This is a genomic window from Mesorhizobium sp. NPDC059054, from assembly GCF_042739215.1.
Classification (GTDB): Bacteria; Pseudomonadota; Alphaproteobacteria; order Rhizobiales; family Rhizobiaceae; genus Mesorhizobium.
The window spans coordinates 427,184-444,576 of the sequence record NZ_JBHYHV010000005.1 but is presented as its reverse complement, the minus strand read 5'-3'; the positions used below and the strand labels follow the sequence as shown (position 1 = coordinate 444,576).

Sequence of the window (17,393 nt, the reverse complement as noted above, 5' to 3'; positions counted from 1 at the left end):
ACGCAATTCCGGACGCAAAACCGCGGCGCACTTTTCCTGGAATTGCGCTAGACGCTGTATTCGACGAGCAGCATCACATCCAGCAATTTGCCGAAATCGACCGCGGCGTTGCCGGCTCTCGCGAAGGTGATCGTCAGCTTCTGGTCGAGCGTCTTGCCGATCAGCGGATTGAGCTCCGCGGCTGGAACGGCGCTGCCCGGCAGCCGGAGCGGTTCGCCGTTCGAAAGCGCGTAGCCATCCTTGGTTTTGAAGGCGATGGTCCCTGTCGAGGCGACCATAGACGCCTTGACGGCAGCCTCCGCCAACCCCGGCAGCAGCACGCCGAGATTGACGATCTTGCGGACCTGGCCGCTGGCGGCCGGCAGCAATGCCGGCAGGTCGAACGCGATCTTGATCTGGGCGGCGCCGCCATCTTTGAATTTGGCAAAGCCGGTCGCGTCGATCCGGCGGCCTGAAAGCATGATGCTGTGATGTTCGGCTGCAGGCGCGCTCGACGGCAAGTTGTTCGCATAGAGGGCGCGGCCTTCGACCGTGACCAGCACGTCCAGCAATCCGTTCATCGCCGGCGCGGTCACGGGTTCGCTGAAAGTCAAACGCCACAGGCTGGTGGTGCCGCTTCCTTCGAAAGGCTTCAGCACGTCGCTCGGCAACACCGTTTCGGAAAGACGTGTCGTTGCGGCAAGCTCTCCTATTGGCAGGGCCGCCGGCGCCGCGACCAGCGGCGCGGCTGACATCGTCTCGTCGCGGCTGGCGATCGAAACGCCGGGATTGGAAAGGATCCCGTGCAGGCCTTTCGGGGCCGCCGCGCCGGAAAGCACGGTCGAGACGGTATCGATGCGGTGACCGAAGGTTCCAGGATAGGCAATTCTGAGTGTTGCCTCACTGGTGAGGAACTCGCATCGGCCGAGCGCCTTCAATTGGCCGAAGGCAAGCGGAAAATCGGCCAGCAGGGAGAAGGTGTGGCGGAACGGCACCATCGCTTTCGTCCCGGCGATGCGCGAGGCTTCCAGCTCGGCGAGATCGAGCTGCAGGAGATCCGCCCCTGTCACGCCCTGCAATGCGCGCGGGAAATAGTCGAGCCGCATCAGGTTGATGTTGCGCGACTGCTCGAAGGCCAATGCCCGTTCGGCAAGCCAGCCGGCCCATGCCCCGAGTTCGAGATAACGTTGCATGGCCCGCTTCATGACGTTCGCCATGGCGACATAGAAGTCGCCGTTCAGCAGCTTGTTGTCGTGATAGGCAAGCAGGTTGCGACCCAGTTGCACGTCAGCGGCGACGATGTCGCTGTTCAGCCGCGCGATCTGCAGTTCGCTGTCCTTGACGGATTTGGCGACCTTGGCCGCGGGCATGGCGACATTCTCCAGCGCTTTGATCTGGTCGCCGAGATTGCTGTAGGTATCGGCCATGGCCGACATCGATGTGTATCCGGCATAGCCGAAGACCGCGAAGCCCGCCGTCACCGTCGCGGCGGCGCCTATCCCCATGAAGCCGGCCGCTCCGGCCGAGGAAAGGCCGGCCTCGGAAGCGGCGGCGCCGCCGAGCGCTTCGGCCGCGCCGCCAGGCAGGCCTTTGAACGTCTTCACCAGGCCGCCCGCGAAGTCGCTGAACTGGTTCCAGAACGATTCCTTCTCCGTCAATTCCTTGCGCTTGGCCTCGATCTGCTTCTGCACCGCGTCGATCTGCTGTTGCGCCTGCATGACGCCGACATTGGCGATCTTGATCTGCTCGGATGCGATATCCTGCTGCTTGAGCGCCTTGGTGACCAGGTTGGAGATCTTGAGCTCTTCGACGGTGATGTTCTCCAACCCCGTCATCGCATTCAGGAAATCCTGCTGCGCGGCCTTGGCGAGGGCCGCAAACCGATCCGCCGAATCCTTCAGGCTGCGATAACGCAGGGTCGGGACATGGGCGTCGGTGTAGCCGTAGTAGTTGAGGCCACGGCCGATCTTGTAGAGCGCCAGGCTGGCGCGTTGCGTTTGCGAGGCGCGCGAAGGGTTTCCTCGATTGTTGAAGAAGATGCCCGGGATCACCGGCAGGGGCTCCCACTGCGGACTGACGCCGGGGTCTTCGCCATGCAGCCACATCACGCCCTTGTAGAGTTCGCGGGCGCGCGCCACGCTCGATGCATCGTTCGACCGGAACAGCAGGTCCGCCCATGTCAGCATCGCGTCGCCAAGACGAAGCGCGATGAATTTGCGCTCGAGGCGATGGAGAAGCGGTGCGATGCCTCTGGGGCGGAACGGATAGAGGGCAGGCGCCGTGCTGTAGACCGGTCGTGCGTAGATCCGGTCCGGTTCGAGCGGGTCGGTGTACAGTCCCGCGTCCTTTTCCGAATTCAGGAAGGTGTAGGGCAGGTTGCCGGCATTGTAGAGGTTCGGGTCGCCGTCGTTCCACCAGTCGAACGGTCCGGATTCGCTGTCGAATTCCGCCGCGCCGATGGCCACCGCCGACAGCACCGCATAGTGACGGTTGGCTTCGGGCAGACGGCCAAGCGCCAGCAGGCAGTCGCCTATCCATATGTTGTAGGCATAGCTGAAGAACATGATCAGCCACATCACCTGGCGGTCCTTGTACCAATCCTCGAACGAAATCGGATCGGGATTGGAATCGCTGTTCGGCATCTGCATCAGCAGCTCGAACTTCAACAGCTCGGCCTTCTTCGACACGTTGAAGCGCCGGCGCTGGGCCAGGATCGACTTGTAGCCATATCCGGTAACGAGGCCGTCCTGCATCTGACCGAACGCAGCCTCCCAGGCCGCGCGATAGCGGTTGGCTGCTATCCGGTATTCGCCCTTGTCGAACGCGGCGTGAGCCTTGTCGACCTCATCCATCACGGCCTGTGTTTTCTGAATCCAGGATTTGTAGGGGCTGGAGTCGAGCGAGCTGCCGCTGAGCCGCATGCTGGAACTGTCCAGCATGCGCCGAAGCGACAGGAAGTTCTCGGGATAGAAGGGAGCCGTCGCATCGAGCCATTCCTCGTATTCGAGGAAGAAAGGCGCCTCTTGCAGCATCATCGGTTGCACGATGGGTTGCTGGTAGACATCGGGCAGGGCGTGGGCTGGATCGAGCTCGGACTGGAAACTGTCCCGTAGGAACCCGAGCAAGGTGGCGATGTTCTCCTCTACCGGCGAGGATTGCGCGCTGTCCGGTCGCTCGACATCGATGCGGTAGCGCAGGCTGAATTCGGCCGCGAACGCGCCGCTTTGGGCGATGAGGTTATCGAGGTAGTCGCGGTCTCTGGACGTGCCCTGGGCGGGGATATCGGCCGCGGCCACGCCGCATCCGATATCCGCCGGGGGCGCGGCGGCAGTCAGGATGTTGCGCACGATCGCTATGACCAGCTTGTTGGCCGAGACGCGCGAGACGTCCGTCGTGGCGAAATTCTGCTTGAACCGGTTGTTCAGCTGTTCGAGCGCTTGCGCCGGTGAAGCATTGCCGCCTGTGATCCAGGGATTTTTGTTCCTGAGCGCGATGTATTTCTGCCAGGTCTCCACCAGGTAGTCGCGATAGCCGATATAGGGCGATGGCGGAAACTGAGGGATGCCGAGCTTGCCAGGCACGATATATTTCGCGCCGATTTCCTGGATGAGGTCGCCAAACCGGATGGCGTTCGTATTTTTCAGCGCGATCGGCCAATCGACCTGGTTCAGTCCATCGAAACTGTGCACCTTCGCTTCGAGTGTTGCGAGGGCAGCCGCGACATCCTTGCGTTCGCGCGCCTGCCGCAGGGAATCCTGATAGGACCGCAGCCCTTCGTCCTGGCTGAGTTCCGCGAAACCCGGCAAAGGCGTCGTCTTGCCGAGCAGCCCGGTCGGATCCAGGAAAACGCGCTCCAGCCACGCGGCGGCTTCGGCGGCCTCGATCGCATCCAGCCCGCGTCGCGCCGTGGGATTGTTCGCGAAGGCGGCAAGGCTGGACAGGCTGGCCACATTGGCCTTTGCGGCAGCCTTGAGCCAGCCGTCGATCCTGGAGCCTGCGAGCTTGCGGCGTGCAACGGTGAAAACGAGGTCGTCGCGCCATTCGCTTGCACGCAGCGTCGGGGTCGTCTCGACCGTCTTGCCGGCACTTTTCACGACGACGCGCAGGCTGAGCATATCTCCGCATCGCAGCAGCGATCTGGCCGAAGACGGCAGCACCTGGTCATCGAGGGAAAGAGCGAAACTGCCGTCGGCCGCCGTGGTCGCGGTCGCCAGCGGGATGGTGAACCATGCTTTTGGAAGATCGAGATCGTGGCTGGTCTTGCCGGCCGGTGCCAGCATCACGACGATCTCGGCGCCGGCTATGGGGATCTGTGTGTCTGCGAGGTGTAGAACGCCTCGATGCGAGGGCAGGGTTTTCGATGGCGATATCTCTGCGGCTGGTGAAACTCGGTCAAGCATCGTCGTTGCCTTTCGTCCCGTGTGCAGAACGAAAGTCGCTATTCGCAACGGCTGGAGCAGACTATGAAGTACTTCACAGTTTTCTAATGTAATCGGTCGAGCCAGGTTATCGCAGGCGGGGCCCGGTTTATCCTTTGCCGGTGATGCTGCGGCCCGGATGCCGGACGCGGGTTGGCGTCACGCCGGTATGCTGGCGGAACACCCGGCTGAAATGCCCGGCATTTTCGAAGCCGCATCGGTAGGCGATTTCCCCGATCTGCAGGTCGCTGCCTTCCAGCAGGGATCTTGCGTAATGCACGCGCAGCGCCAGATAGGCGGCCATCGGGCTGGTGCCGAGCTCCGTCGCGAAGAGGCGCTCGAGCTGGCGCCTCGAGCAGTTCAGCCGGCTTGCGATCTCGGCGACCGGCACCTTCTCCTGGAGATTGCTTTCCATCAAGAGCAGGGCCCGCTTCACCGCACGGCTTGAGGCTTCGGGGAACAGGTCGCCTACGGGCTGCACGTCCCCGATGTTGCGGATGCGATCCAGCACAAGGATCTTGGCCGCTTTCTCCGCCGCCTTCTGACCGATGAATTGCGACACGAAATAGCCGGCGAGATCGGCGGCACCGGTACCGCCGGCGCAGGTCGCGCGGCCACGGTCGACGGAAAACAGACTATCCGCATGGGCGCTCACGTCCGGGAACTCGGCGCGAAAATCCTTGATGTGGAACCAGCTTACGGCGGCGCTGTAGCCGTCCAGCAATCCATAGCGCGCGAGCACGAAGCTGCCGGTGCAGAGCGCGGTTATGGGCACTCCCTTCTGGGCTGCCTTGAGCAGGAATGCTTCCTTTTCCGAACTGAGCCTGCGGTTGGTGTCAAGCAGGCCGCCGACGACCACGACGTTGTCGAAATCCTCCGGATTGCCGATCGCCGTCGTCGGCAACAATTCGACGCCACAGCTCGCCCTGATCGGCAGGCCGCGCTCGCCGACGATCTGCCAGTCGAATTCCACCCTGCGGCTGCGATCGCCCTCGTCGCCGGCCAGGCGCAGCGTGTCGATGAAAAGCGAGAGCGGCGACAGGGTGAAGTCGCGGACCAGCAGAAACGCGAATTTTCTAGCCATTCTTTTCCGGCATTGCCCTTCGTGTCATTCGAAGCCCATGCGGCGGCTTTCCATACCTCCGGGTCGCGGATCAATCCTTGCGGAAGATGATGCGGCCGAGCCAGCCGGTGATCATGGCGAGGCAGATGGCGAAGAAGCCATAGAGGAAGGAATAGTCATGCGCGGCGCGGAAGACCGACTGTTCGAAGCCAGACTTGCGGATTTCGAGCTGGGCCGAGCTTTCCTTCACGAAGACGCCGTTCTTGAAGAGGAAAGCGCGCGCCTTGTGGGTGCCCACCGGCACGCTGGGCGCCAGCCGCACCGTGGCGCGGAACAGGTTCTGCGACAGGAACTGCACGCCGCCGACATTCTCGCTGTATTGCCCGGTCGCCGCCTTTCTTTCGCGCAAGGCTGCGGTGAACTCGGCGATGGTAGCCGGGCTGTCGCCCTCGTCCATCGGCTGCATGTAGATGTTGTTGGCGCCGAGCGACAGCTGCTTGTAGCTGGCCGGTTCGGTGATGTCCTGGAAGGGACGCGTGGTGGCGACCGAATAGGACACCGGCACGTTCTCGAAGGTTTCCGATTCCAGGTTGATCCACACGCCGAGGATGCGGTCCTTGCGGCGCACCACCACCGGCCGGGCCGGCCCTTCCAGCACCACGATGACGTCGTAGCGCCCCTGGCGGACAATCTGCAGATCGCCATCCTCCAGCGCGCCAAAGATGGTGAGGTCGGCGCCGGTGAAGCCGGCTGTGATCGTCACCTTGTCGGTGGAAAGCCCGATCTGGATGCTTTCCTGGTGCGGCGACTGCGCCGCTGCCGGCAGGGCGGCGGTGAGCGCAAGGAAGAGGAGCAAGCATGACCCCGAAAAGTTGCAGACTTTTCGGACAAGGATCATGCGGTAAGGCAACAGGCGAAGCGGCGGCGAAGCCACGCAAGTCTGATTGGCCGGCAGGGTTGGCGCTGCCATCAGCTCAGTCCCAGCGCTGAAAGCGAATAGCGGTTGGGCGGCGTCACGAACAGGTCGAAGGCGAGGCGGAGCGCCACCGCCAGAACCAGCAGCGCCAGCAGTGCGCGCAGCTGCTCGCCGCGCAGCTTCTGGCCGGCCTTGGCGCCATATTGCGCGCCGGCAACGCCACCGACCATCAGCACGAAGGCCAGCATCACGTCCACCGTCTGGTTGGTGGTGGCATGCACCAGTGTGGTGTAGGCCGAAGTGAAGATGATCTGGAACAGCGAGGTGCCGATCACGACATTGGTCGGCACTTTCAAAAGATAGATCAGCGCCGGCACCATGATGAAGCCGCCGCCGACACCCATGATCGACGACAGGAAGCCGATCGCCACACCCAGGCCAATCACGGGAATGACGCTGACGAACAGTTTCGAGGCGCGGAAGCGCATCTTGAGCGGCAGGCGGTGGATCCAGTTGTGCTGGCCGGATTTCTTGAGCACCGGCGCGGCGCCGCCGCGCGTGACGCGCAGCGCATTGATGCTTTCCACCAGCATCAAGCCGCCGACGGTGCCGAGCAGCACGACGTAGAGCAGCGAGATGAACAGGTCGAGCTGGCCGATCTCGCGCAACAGGCCGAACACGTAGATGCCGACCGTCGAGCCGACGATACCGCCGGCAAGCAGTACCCCTCCTAGCTTGAAGTCGAGCGTACCCCGCTTCATGTGCGACAACACGCCAGAGAAGGACGAGGCGATGACCTGGTTGGCGCCGGTGGCGACCGCGATCGCCGGCGGGATGTTGTAGAAGATCAGCAGCGGTGTGATGAGGAAGCCGCCGCCGACGCCGAACATGCCCGACAGGAAGCCCACCGCCGCGCCCATGGCGAGCAGCACGAGGATGTTGACGGATATTTCCGCAATCGGGAGATAGATGCTCACCCGTCAGTCTCGATCAATCCAGCCTCTCGGCGACAGAACCTCTGTCCGCTATAACACCGAAAAGCTAACTCGTTCTTGCGTCGGCGCCGCGCCCGGGAAAACCCGGAGCATCGTTACCGAAACAAAAACCGGTTCAATCAGTTAACAGGCATTTTGATGGCAAAGCGTCGCGAAGGCGACGCCTTTGGCGCTATTTGCGCGGCGTGATGCGAAGGGGACACGATCTCTCGATGTTCCGGCGCCGCGGCCGGGTCCGGACCGCTGTGCCCTTGGAACCCAAGCTGGAACATTGGAGGAATGGAAACAAATTCGCGCTGCCCGCCATGCCGCGGGCAGTGCCGGCTTTACTTCCGCGCGAGCAGCGCCTTGACCAGCTTCTCATCGACCGAGCCGGTTGCCGGCAGGTCGTTGTCGGTCTGGAAGGCCATGATCGCCTTCTTGGTCCTGTCGCCCATGACGCCGTCGGTGCCGCCGGCGTCATAGCCGTTCTTGGCCAGGATGCGCTGGATGTTCCGGATCGCTTTCTTCATGTCGAAAGTAGCGGTCGTGCTCGGCGCATCCTGCCAGGCGCTCGGCATGTCGAGGGAATTGGCTGCCTCGTCGAGCGGCTTCGGCTTCCACAGGTCGGTGGCCTGCTTGGCGCGTTCGAGCTGTTCGGGGCGCAGCGCCTTGGCGATCTCGTCGCGCTTGGCGGCGGCGTCCTTGTCGCCGGATTTCGCCACCAGTGCGAACCACTTGTAGGACTCCTCCAGGTTCTGCTGCATGCCGGCGCCCTTGGCGGCCAGGATGCCCAGATTGAACTGGCTGTCCTTCACGCCGAGATCCGCCGCCTGGCTGAACCAGCGGGTCGCGGCGTCATTGTCGGCAGAGCCGTCGGCACCCATGGCAAACAGCACCGCCAGATTGTGCATGGCGCTGGCGTTGCCCTTCTCGGCGGCGCGCCGGTACCATTCCTTCGATTTGGCGATGTCGCGTTCGACGCCGATGCCCTTCTCGTAGAAATTGCCGATGCGGTATTCGGCCGGTGCGAAGCCACGCTCCGCCGCCTCGCCGTACCATTTGGCGGCGGCCACCATGTCTTCCTTGACACCGCGCGCTTCGGCATAGCGCGAACCGATCTCGAACAGCGCCTTGGCATCGCCCGCGGCAGCGGCATCGCGCAGCGCAACCGGGCCGATGGCCTGCGGAACTTCGATCGCATTCGCCGACGGATCGGCCGAGGTCTCGGCCGGCGCGACGGTGCCGGTCTTGTCCTCGGTCGCGACGTCCGGCTTCGCCATGCCCGGCACGTCGATCGTCGGCAGGGTCACCGGTGCGGCGATCAGGGCAGGGGGCGCAGGCGCGGGATCGGCCTTGGCGATGGTTTCGGCCTCCGGCGCCGGCGCGTCGGCTGTCTGCGCGAGATCGTCCCTGGAACTCGGTTCGGGGGAATTCGGTTCTGGCAGGTTGTCGACGTTGCGCACCGGCGGCGCGTCGGCGGGGATCGGCAGAGCCGGCGCCTCGGCGGCGGCCGGAGCCTGCGTGGGCGCCATTGAAGGCGCCTGCAGGGCAGGCGCCATTGTTGCGACGTCGGTCTTTTCCTCGATGGGGGCGATTTCATTGACCGACACCTGCTCGGGGTCGGACAGGAAGGCCTTGCCGAGCTGGAGACCAGCCAAGGCCAGCATGATCGCGGCGGCCGCCATCAGGATCGGCTTGCGGCGAGCCTTCAGCAGATTGCCGAAGCCGAACGACTTGCCGCCGGCCGATTTGCCGGAATGGTGCTTGAGCGCTTCCGCTTCGGCGGCGGCCGCTTGTGCGGCGCGGCGCGCGGCGGCGATGAAATCGGCCTTCGACGCGTCGGTGGCATTCTGCCTGGCGGGCTGGCCACGCTCGTCGCGCACCCGCTTCATGATGGCGTTGAGGTCCGGCGCACCCGAGCCCGGCTCCAGCGGACGGTTGATCAGCTTCGGCTCCAGCGGCTCGTCGAGGTCGACCGTCGGCACGTCCGCGTTTTCGGCAAGAGCAGTCGGCTGCGCGGTTTCGTTTTCGCGGCGCATCTTGAAGGCGCGCGCGATGCCGCCGAACATCGACTTGTTCTGGCCCGAGATTTCCGAATCCGCGGCGATGGCTTCGGAGCCCAGCGCGGCGCGCGCCGCCTCGGCCGCCGCCTGTGCCGGTGTGCGGGCGCCACCGCGCATGGCCGGGCCATCGGGCTCGCCGGAAAGCGGCAGCGGCTCGTCCATGTCGAGCGCCGGCGCATCCTGTACCGTGATCTTGGGAGCTGCCAGCGGTGCGACGCCTTCCAGGGAACCGAGGCGATCGACGATCTTGAGCAGCGTGTCGTGGATGGCCTCAAAAGTCTTGGTGTTGCGCTCGTCGGAACGGCGGGTGAGCCCTTCCAGCGTCTTCAGATCACCGGCCAGTCCGGCGACGGTCACCGTGTCGCTGTTCGACAGGCCGAGCGCGCGCACGGCGTTTTCCGCTGCCTGCCTTGCCGTCTCCAGGATGGTGTCGCGGTTGGTTGCGATCGATTCCTCGATCTTTTCGATACGCGGGCCGATGTCTTCGAATTCGGGCAGCGGCGCGCCGGGACGCGACAGATGCGCTGAAAGACCCGAGACCTGCGCTTCGAGGCTGCGCAGGAGGTCGGGATCGATGCCGGCGGCCTGCACCGAGCGTGAGTCGAGCCGGCTCGAAATGTCGTCGAGCCGGCTTTCCAGGCTGCGGATTGCGTCCTGGCCGGCGCTGTCGACGCCGCGGCTCTCCAGGCGCTGCGCCAGGGCGCTGAAACGGGCATCGATAGCATCCATGATGCCGGAATTGTCGGCATCGAGCGCGCGGTGGTCGAGACGGTCGGCGACATCGTCCAGCCGGCGCTCGAGATCGCGGAACAGCATGTTGCCCTGCTGCATCGCGTCTTCCTGCCGACGTTCGATGATGCCCGACAACGCTTCAAAGCGCTGTTCCAGCCCATGGAAGAGATGATCCATCACTTCGCCGCGCGGGCGCTCGTCGGCCACTTCCTCGATCTGGCTGGCAAGGGCTGCGATACGCTGTTCGATGCGCTCGAACGGCGCCGGATCGAAAGCACTCGACTGGGCGGCGACGGTGGAGGCGACGATGGCGCGCGAGATCTCGTCCAGACGCTCGTCGATCATGCCGTAGACGTCGCCGCCGCGGCGGCCCTGCTGGCTGACGAAATGGTCGACGGCGCCGGCCAGCGTGCGAACCTTTTCTTCCAGCGAGCGCAGCGAGAGCGATTCCGGGAGCTTGTTGACGGCGGTGCCGATCTGCTCGAGCCGTTCGGAAAGCGCGGTGACGTCGACGCCGTCACGCTTGCCGGCGCTGTCGTCGAAGCGGTTCTCGAAGGCCGACCAGCGGCGGTCGAATTCCTGCCAGCGACGGTCCACTGCCTGCACGCTTTCCTCGCGCGCCAGCGTGTCCATCGCGTTCCTGACCTGCTCCAGTTCGAGCCTCAGAAGATTGACGCTCTTGTCGTCGCTCTTTTCCGCCAGGCCCCGGATGGCGCCCGACAGGCGTTCGAATTCGAGGCCGAGTTCGGCGCTGTCGCGGGAAGAGGGGGCTTCTTGCGCGACGCGCTGGATATCCTTGCGCAGGGCCTGGAACTCGCGCTGCAGGCCGGAGCTCATCTGCTGGCGCAATTCCTCGCGCAGGCCGCGCAATTCGCCGGCGATCTTGCTCACCATCGCAACGCCGTCTTCCTGGCCGCGCATGCGTTCGATATCGCGCGCGATCGACTGGTAGGGTCGCTCGGATGCGGCGCGCTGGCGGTAAGGGCGGGGCTCTTCGTAAGGGCGTTGATGGCCGCGGGCGCCTTCATGATCGCGCTCGCGCGGGCGCTGATCCTCGTAGGGGCGCTGGGCGTAGCGCGGGGCATCGTAAGAAGGGCGCTCCGCGTAAGGCTGGCTGCGGCCGTAGCGAGGCTCCTCGTAGCGCGAAGGCTCCTCGCGGTTGCGGCCGAGCCGCTGCTCCAGCTCTTCCATCGACCGGTTGAGTTCTTCCAGCGAGGCATAGCCCCGGCGTTGCCGCCCGGCATTCAGATTATCGAGATAGGACCGCTTGTTGTTCATCGAGCGCCCGTTTTCGCAATTGGCTGGCCTTGGCCAGCGATTCCCCAAACCACCCAGTCGGTTCCGAAAGCGGCCTTGGCCAAGGGAAGGTTAGTTCCGGACAGGCCCGTGCTTCGATGAAACCCGTGTGAAAAGCGAGACAGGATGGACACGGACCGACAGCCGCACCTTTCGCCCAACGTGGTAAACAACCCGTTAACCAAGCTTAAGAAGCTTCAGGATTCGTTGATGAAAAACCGGTGCCGGAAATGCCTGGGCATGGCGTTACGGCACCCTACTTGCATTTCCCCAACGATATCGGTATATCCTTTACGTAAACGTAAGTTTTGCGATATCGCTTACGGATTTGTTGAAACCTGGAAACAGGCCCCCTCCGCCACAGGCGACGCCAGGCAGCAACGCCGCGTGCCATAGCCGGGGCCCACAACGGGAAATGTCGATGACTGTGCAGATGAACACCGCTGGCGGGGTTGCCGGCAACACCAACATTGTGTCGAACGAGCCGGCCGAAGAGCTGGTGCGGATCGGCGAAATGGCCAAGAAATACGGCGTGACGCTGCGCACGTTGCGTTTCTATGAAGACAAGGGCCTGCTGAAGCCCGAGCGCGACGGCGCGACCCGTCTCTACACGCATCGCGACCGCGTGCGCCTCAAGCTCATCCTGCTCGGCCGCAAGGTCGGCTTCTCGCTGCGCGAGGTCAAGCAGATGATGGACCTCTACGATCCGACCGGCACCAACACCAAGCAACTGCGCCTGGCGCTGGAAAAGTCGGAAAAGCAGCTCGTGCGCCTGCAGAAGCAGCGCGCCCTGATCGACGACGCCATCAACGAGCTGAGTGGCGCGATGAATTCCGTCCGCCAGATGGTCGCCGAACGTGCGGCTGCAACCTCGGCTGCCGCGAACTGAACCGGGCAGGCGTTCGCGCCTGTCCCATGCCCACGCAACGAGAAGGCGCGTCGCTCCGGCGGCGCGTTTTTTCGTTTTGGAGGGCTGTTGGCTGGGCTGTCTCGGAGCTCAGGCGCTATTCCTAACGACCTACCGACACTGGCGCTTGGACCCCATCATTTGTCAGCGTTCCGGAATGGATCCCCGACACTCTCCGGTCGCTTCGCTCCCTACGAGGTCGAGGATGACGAGCGTTCCTCTACCCCGCGCTAACCACGAACGCCGGCGTCATTCACCGCGTTAGAGATTGGCCGAGACGCTCTTTACGTTCGTCATCCTCGACCTCGGAGCGACCGGAGGGAGCGGAGAGTGTCGGGGATCCATTCCGGAACGCTGGAGGTGCAAGCTCGTATAGACTCTGCCAGACGATCGGATCTCTCCAACCTTCCCACGAAAACCCTCCTAAAAAAGTGACCACTCGCGCAAATTGACGTTTACGCAAACGTCAATATTTGCTATTCAGATTCTACAGTCGGCCCGAAAGCCGTTTTGGTGCGGGCCTCGTCGCGTTGTTTATGTGGAGGAAGACGCAATGCCGATCTACCAGGCGCCTGTCCGCGATACATTGTTCGTGCTCAACGAGGTGCTCGGCTACGAGCGGTACAGCAATCTTCCCGGCTTTGCCGATGCGTCCCCCGATGTGCTCGAAGCCATTCTCGCCGAAGGCGCCAAACTGGCCGAAAACGTCATCCAGCCGACCAACCGCGTCGGCGACATGGAAGGCTGCGTGCGTCACGACGATGGCTCGGTGACGACGCCGAAGGGTTTCAAGGAAGCCTATCGTCAATATTGCGAAGGCGGTTGGATGGGCCTTGCCGCGCCGGCCGAATATGGCGGCCAGGGTCTGCCTTACGCCGTGCACACGGCGGTTGCCGAATACATGGTCTCGGCTAACCTCGCGCTGCTGATGTATCCAGGCCTCACCCAGGGCGCGATCGCCGCGATCCTCACCCACGGCACCGACGAGCAGAAGACCACCTTCGCGCCGAAGCTGATCGAAGGCGTGTGGACCGGCACCATGAACCTGACGGAGCCGCATTGCGGCACCGATCTCGGTTTGCTGCGCACCAAGGCCGTGCCGAACGGCGACGGCACCTACAAGATTTCCGGCCAGAAGATCTTCATCTCGGCCGGCGAACACGACATGTCCGACAACATCATCCATCTGGTGCTGGCCCGTATCGAGGGCGCGCCGGAAGGCGTGAAGGGCATTTCGCTGTTCATCGTGCCCAAGCTCAAGCTCGATGCCGACGGCAATCCGGGCGAGCGCAACACGCTGTCCTGCGGCTCGATCGAGGAGAAGATGGGAATCCACGGCAATTCCACCTGCGTCATGAACTATGACGAGGCGGAAGGCGTCCTGCTCGGCGAAGCCAATGGCGGCCTGAAGGCGATGTTCACGATGATGAACGAGGCGCGGCTCGGCGTCGGCCTGCAGGGCCTGGCGCAGTCGGAAGTCGCCTACCAGAACGCCGTCGCCTACGCCAAGGAGCGTCTGCAGGGCCGCTCGATCTCGGGTGCCAAGTCGCCCGACAAGAAGGCCGACCCGATCATCGTGCATCCCGACATCCGCCGCAACCTGATGACCATGCGCGCTTTCAACGAGGCTGGCCGAGCCTTCACGCTGTGGACCGCGCTGAAGTCGGATATCGCCCACCGCTCCGGCGACGACGCCGACCGTCAGGCCGCCGACGACCATATGGGCCTGATGACGCCGGTGGTGAAAGGCGTGCTCACCGACAAGGGTTTCGAGCATGCCGTGATGGCGCAGCAGGTGTTCGGCGGCCATGGCTATATCGAAGAGCACGGCATGAGCCAGTTCGTGCGCGATGCCCGCATCGCCATGATCTATGAAGGCGCCAACGGCATCCAGGCGCTCGACCTCGTCGGCCGCAAGCTCGGCGCCAATGGCGGCCGCGCCATCCAGGCCTTCTTCAAGGAAGTCGGCGAATTCTGCGAGGAAAACCGCGCCGACGAGAAGCTGACGCCCTTCACCAAGGCGTTGAAGAAGGGCCTCAACGACCTGCAGGCCGCCACCATGTGGCTGATGCAGAACGGCATGAAGAACCCCGACAATGCCGGTGCCGCCTCGACCGACTACCTGCATCTCTTCGGTCTCGTCACGCTCGGCTACATGTGGGGCCAGATGGCGAAGGTCGCGCAGGCCAAGCTTGCCGAAGGCGCCAACGGCTCGTCATCTTTCTATGACAACAAGCTGGTCACGGCCCGCTACTATATGGATCGCATCATGCCGGAGACGGCGGCGCATCTTGCCCGCATCTCGTCCGGCGCCGATTCCATGATGGCGCTATCGGCCGACGCGTTCTGATGGTGGACGCCGGAGGCTTTCGGTTAGGGTAGGGTAATCGGATATGGTGCTAAGGCCCCCTCTCCGTCTCGGCTTCGCCGAGCCACCTCTCCCCCGCCTTCGGCAGGGGCGAGGAACCGCGGTTGCCACGCCGGCGCTTTTCCAGCTTGGGTTCCTCGCCCCCATGAAATGGGGGAGAGGTGGCTCGGCGAAGCCGAGACGGAGAGGGGGGCATAGCGCTACAGTCGACTACGTTCCCCTCGAGGGGAACGAAGGAGCCAGCCGATGACCACCAACCCCGCCGACATCCTGTCCTTGCCGAGAGCCGGCTGGGCTGGCGACGAAGTTGCCATGCTCTACGACATGTCGACCCGCTTCCTCTCGGAAGAGATCGCGCCGCATTACGACGAATACGAGAAGAACGAGATCGTCGACCGTTCCGCCTGGGAAAAGGCCGGAGCCGCCGGCCTGCTCTGCGCCTCGATGCCGGAAGAATATGGCGGCTCGGGTGGCACCTACGCGCATGAAAGCGTGATTGCCGAGGCGCTCGGCCATGTCGGTGTCGACGGTTTCGGCATCGCGCTGCACAACGCCATCGTCGCCCCTTACATCCTGCATTACGGCTCGGAAGAGCAGAAGAAGAAGTGGCTGCCGAAGATGGCGACCGGCGAGCTGATCGGCGCCATCGCCATGACCGAGCCCGGCGCCGGCTCCGACCTGCAGGGCATCAAGACGCGGGCCGAGAAGGATGGCAACCAGTACCGGATCAACGGTTCCAAGACCTTCATCACCAATGGCCAGAACGCCAATCTCATCATCGTCGTCACCAAGACCGATCCGACCAAGGGCGCCAAGGGCACCTCGCTGATCGTCGTCGAGACCGACGAGGTCGAGGGTTTCACGCGCGGCCGCAACCTCGACAAGATCGGCCTCAAGGCCAACGACACCTCGGAGCTGTTCTTCAACGACGTGCGCGTGCCGACGGCCAATCTGCTTGGCCATGAGGAAGGCCAGGGCTTCGTGCAGCTGATGCAGCAATTGCCGCAGGAGCGCCTGCTGATTGGCGCCCAGGCCATCGGCATGATCGAGCGCGCGCTCGCCGTCACCGTCGACTATGTCAAGGACCGCAAGGCCTTCGGCAAGGCCGTGGTGGAATTCCAGAACACCCAGTTCAAGCTGGCCGAACTGAAGACCGAAGCCACCATCGGCCGCGTCTTCTACAATGACTGCGTCAAGCGCCATCTCAATGGCGGGCTTGATCCGGTCACCGCCTCGATGGCCAAGTACTGGCTCTCCGACCTGCAGTGCAAGGTCGTCGACGAATGCCTCCAGCTGCATGGCGGCTATGGCTACATGAACGAATACCCGATCGCCCGCATGTATCGCGATGCCCGCGTGCAGCGCATCTACGGCGGCACCAACGAGATCATGAAGATGTTGATCGGCCGCTCGCTCTGAGCAGCCGGTCCAAATAGCAAGGAGCACGAATATGGCCGACGCTTATGTCTATGACGCCGTGCGCACGCCGCGCGGCAGGGGCAAGAAGGACGGATCCCTGCACGAGGTGCCGGCGGTGCGTCTCGGCGCCAAGGTGCTGGAAGCGCTGCGCAACCGCAACGAGCTCGACACCGGTGCGGTCGACGACATCATCTTCGGCTGCGTCGACCCGGTCGGCGAGGCCGGCTCGGTGATCCCGCGCGCCGCCGCCTTCGAGGCGGGCTACAACACCAAGGCGCCCGGCATGCAGCTGTCGCGCTTCTGCGCCAGCGGCCTCGACGCCATCAATCTGGGCGCCGCCAAGATCGCGCAGGGCGCCGACGACATCGTCATCGCCGGCGGCGTGGAATCGATGAGCCGCGTCGGCATGGGGGCCTCGGGCGGCGCCTGGTTCATGGATCCTTCGGTCGGCTTCCCCGGCTGGTTCGTGCCGCAGGGTATCTCGGCCGACCTGATCGCCACCAAATACGGCTTCAGCCGAGACGACGTCGATGCCTATGCGGTGGAGAGCCAGAAGCGCGCCGCTCATGCCTGGGAAAAGGGTTACTTCAAGAATTCGGTCGTGCCGATCAAGGACCAGAACGGCCTGACCATCCTCGATCATGACGAGCACATGCGACCCACCACCGACATGCAGTCGCTGGCCTCGCTGAATCCGTCCTTCGTCATGCCCGGCGAAATGGGCGGCTTCGACGCGGTTGCCGTGCAGCGTTATCCGGAGCTGGAAGAGGTCAGCCACGTCCACCATGCCGGCAACTCGTCCGGCATCGTCGACGGTGCCGCCGCCGTGCTGCTCGGCTCCAAGAAGGGTGGCAAGGCGATGGGCCTCAAGCCGCGTGCCCGCATCCGCGCCTTCGCCAACATCGGCTCGGAGCCGGCGATCATGCTGACCGGCCCGGTCGACGTCACCGAGAAGCTGTTGAAGCGCGCCAAGATGAAGCTGTCGGACATCGACCTGTTCGAGCTCAACGAGGCCTTCGCTTCCGTCGTGCTGCGCTACATGCAGGCCTTCGACATCCCGCACGACAAGATCAACGTCAATGGCGGCGCCATTGCCATGGGCCATCCGCTCGGCGCCACCGGCGCCATGGTGTTCGGCACCGTGCTCGACGAGCTCGAGCGCCGCAATCTCAACACCGCCCTGGTGACGCTGTGCATCGGCGCCGGCATGGGCACCGCCACGATCATCGAGCGCGTCTGATTTCGGCCGGAAGGA

9 protein-coding genes are annotated in these 17,393 nt (G+C 63.8%); 4 read left to right on the top strand and 5 right to left on the bottom strand.

The genetic code is table 11. The features are described from left to right. Positions 1-47: 47 nt before the first annotated feature. From ACFWXH_RS23045 to ACFWXH_RS23025, 5 genes are all read right to left on the bottom strand, one after another. Positions 48-4,259 (bottom strand): hypothetical protein, encoded by a 4,212-nt coding sequence (locus tag ACFWXH_RS23045; protein WP_379123834.1) that lies wholly within the window; start codon positions 4,257-4,259, stop codon positions 48-50. Positions 4,260-4,506: 247 nt separating this feature from the next. Then, positions 4,507-5,481: a GlxA family transcriptional regulator gene (locus ACFWXH_RS23040; protein WP_379123653.1), complete on the bottom strand. Its 975-nt coding sequence runs from the start codon at positions 5,479-5,481 to the stop codon at positions 4,507-4,509. 70 nt (positions 5,482-5,551) lie between these two features. Then, the gene (locus ACFWXH_RS23035; RefSeq protein WP_379123833.1) at positions 5,552-6,358 is read right to left on the bottom strand and encodes a TIGR02186 family protein; all 807 of its coding nucleotides are present in this window, start codon (positions 6,356-6,358) and stop codon (positions 5,552-5,554) included. Between the two features lie 71 nt (positions 6,359-6,429). Beyond that, positions 6,430-7,353 carry a sulfite exporter TauE/SafE family protein gene (locus ACFWXH_RS23030; protein WP_379123652.1) on the bottom strand — a complete coding sequence of 308 codons (924 nt, stop codon included), beginning with the start codon at positions 7,351-7,353 and terminating at the stop codon, positions 6,430-6,432. 344 nt (positions 7,354-7,697) lie between these two features. Further along, entirely contained in the window at positions 7,698-11,426 is a 3,729-nt protein-coding gene (locus ACFWXH_RS23025) for a peptidoglycan-binding protein (protein WP_379123651.1), read from the bottom strand. A 439-nt stretch (positions 11,427-11,865) separates the two neighbouring features. Here ACFWXH_RS23025 and ACFWXH_RS23020 point away from each other — a divergent pair, with 439 nt between their 5' ends. The 4 genes from ACFWXH_RS23020 (at position 11,866) to ACFWXH_RS23005 (ending at position 17,378) form a co-directional block, all read left to right on the top strand. Beyond that, entirely contained in the window at positions 11,866-12,333 is a 468-nt protein-coding gene (locus ACFWXH_RS23020; protein WP_379123650.1) for a MerR family DNA-binding transcriptional regulator, read from the top strand. Between the two features lie 571 nt (positions 12,334-12,904). Then, a complete protein-coding gene (locus tag ACFWXH_RS23015; RefSeq protein WP_379123649.1) occupies positions 12,905-14,701 on the top strand; it encodes an acyl-CoA dehydrogenase C-terminal domain-containing protein in 1,797 nt (598 codons plus the stop codon). A gap of 264 nt (positions 14,702-14,965) precedes the next feature. Further along, positions 14,966-16,138, top strand: a complete 1,173-nt coding sequence (locus tag ACFWXH_RS23010) for an acyl-CoA dehydrogenase family protein (protein ID WP_379123648.1) — start codon at positions 14,966-14,968, stop codon at positions 16,136-16,138. Positions 16,139-16,169: 31 nt separating this feature from the next. Further along, positions 16,170-17,378, top strand: a complete 1,209-nt coding sequence (locus ACFWXH_RS23005) for an acetyl-CoA C-acetyltransferase (RefSeq protein WP_379123647.1) — start codon at positions 16,170-16,172, stop codon at positions 17,376-17,378. The last annotated feature ends 15 nt before the right edge of the window (positions 17,379-17,393 follow it).

Coding starts and splice junctions, on each gene's coding strand:
- ACFWXH_RS23045 (WP_379123834.1), bottom strand. CDS start 4,259: ATGCTGGCACCGGCCGGCAAGACCAGCCACGATCTCGATCTTCCAAAA.
- ACFWXH_RS23040 (WP_379123653.1), bottom strand. CDS start 5,481: ATGGCTAGAAAATTCGCGTTTCTGCTGGTCCGCGACTTCACCCTGTCG.
- ACFWXH_RS23035 (WP_379123833.1), bottom strand. CDS start 6,358: ATGATCCTTGTCCGAAAAGTCTGCAACTTTTCGGGGTCATGCTTGCTC.
- ACFWXH_RS23025 (WP_379123651.1), bottom strand. CDS start 11,426: ATGAACAACAAGCGGTCCTATCTCGATAATCTGAATGCCGGGCGGCAA.
- ACFWXH_RS23020 (WP_379123650.1), top strand. CDS start 11,866: ATGACTGTGCAGATGAACACCGCTGGCGGGGTTGCCGGCAACACCAAC.
- ACFWXH_RS23015 (WP_379123649.1), top strand. CDS start 12,905: ATGCCGATCTACCAGGCGCCTGTCCGCGATACATTGTTCGTGCTCAAC.
- ACFWXH_RS23010 (WP_379123648.1), top strand. CDS start 14,966: ATGACCACCAACCCCGCCGACATCCTGTCCTTGCCGAGAGCCGGCTGG.
- ACFWXH_RS23005 (WP_379123647.1), top strand. CDS start 16,170: ATGGCCGACGCTTATGTCTATGACGCCGTGCGCACGCCGCGCGGCAGG.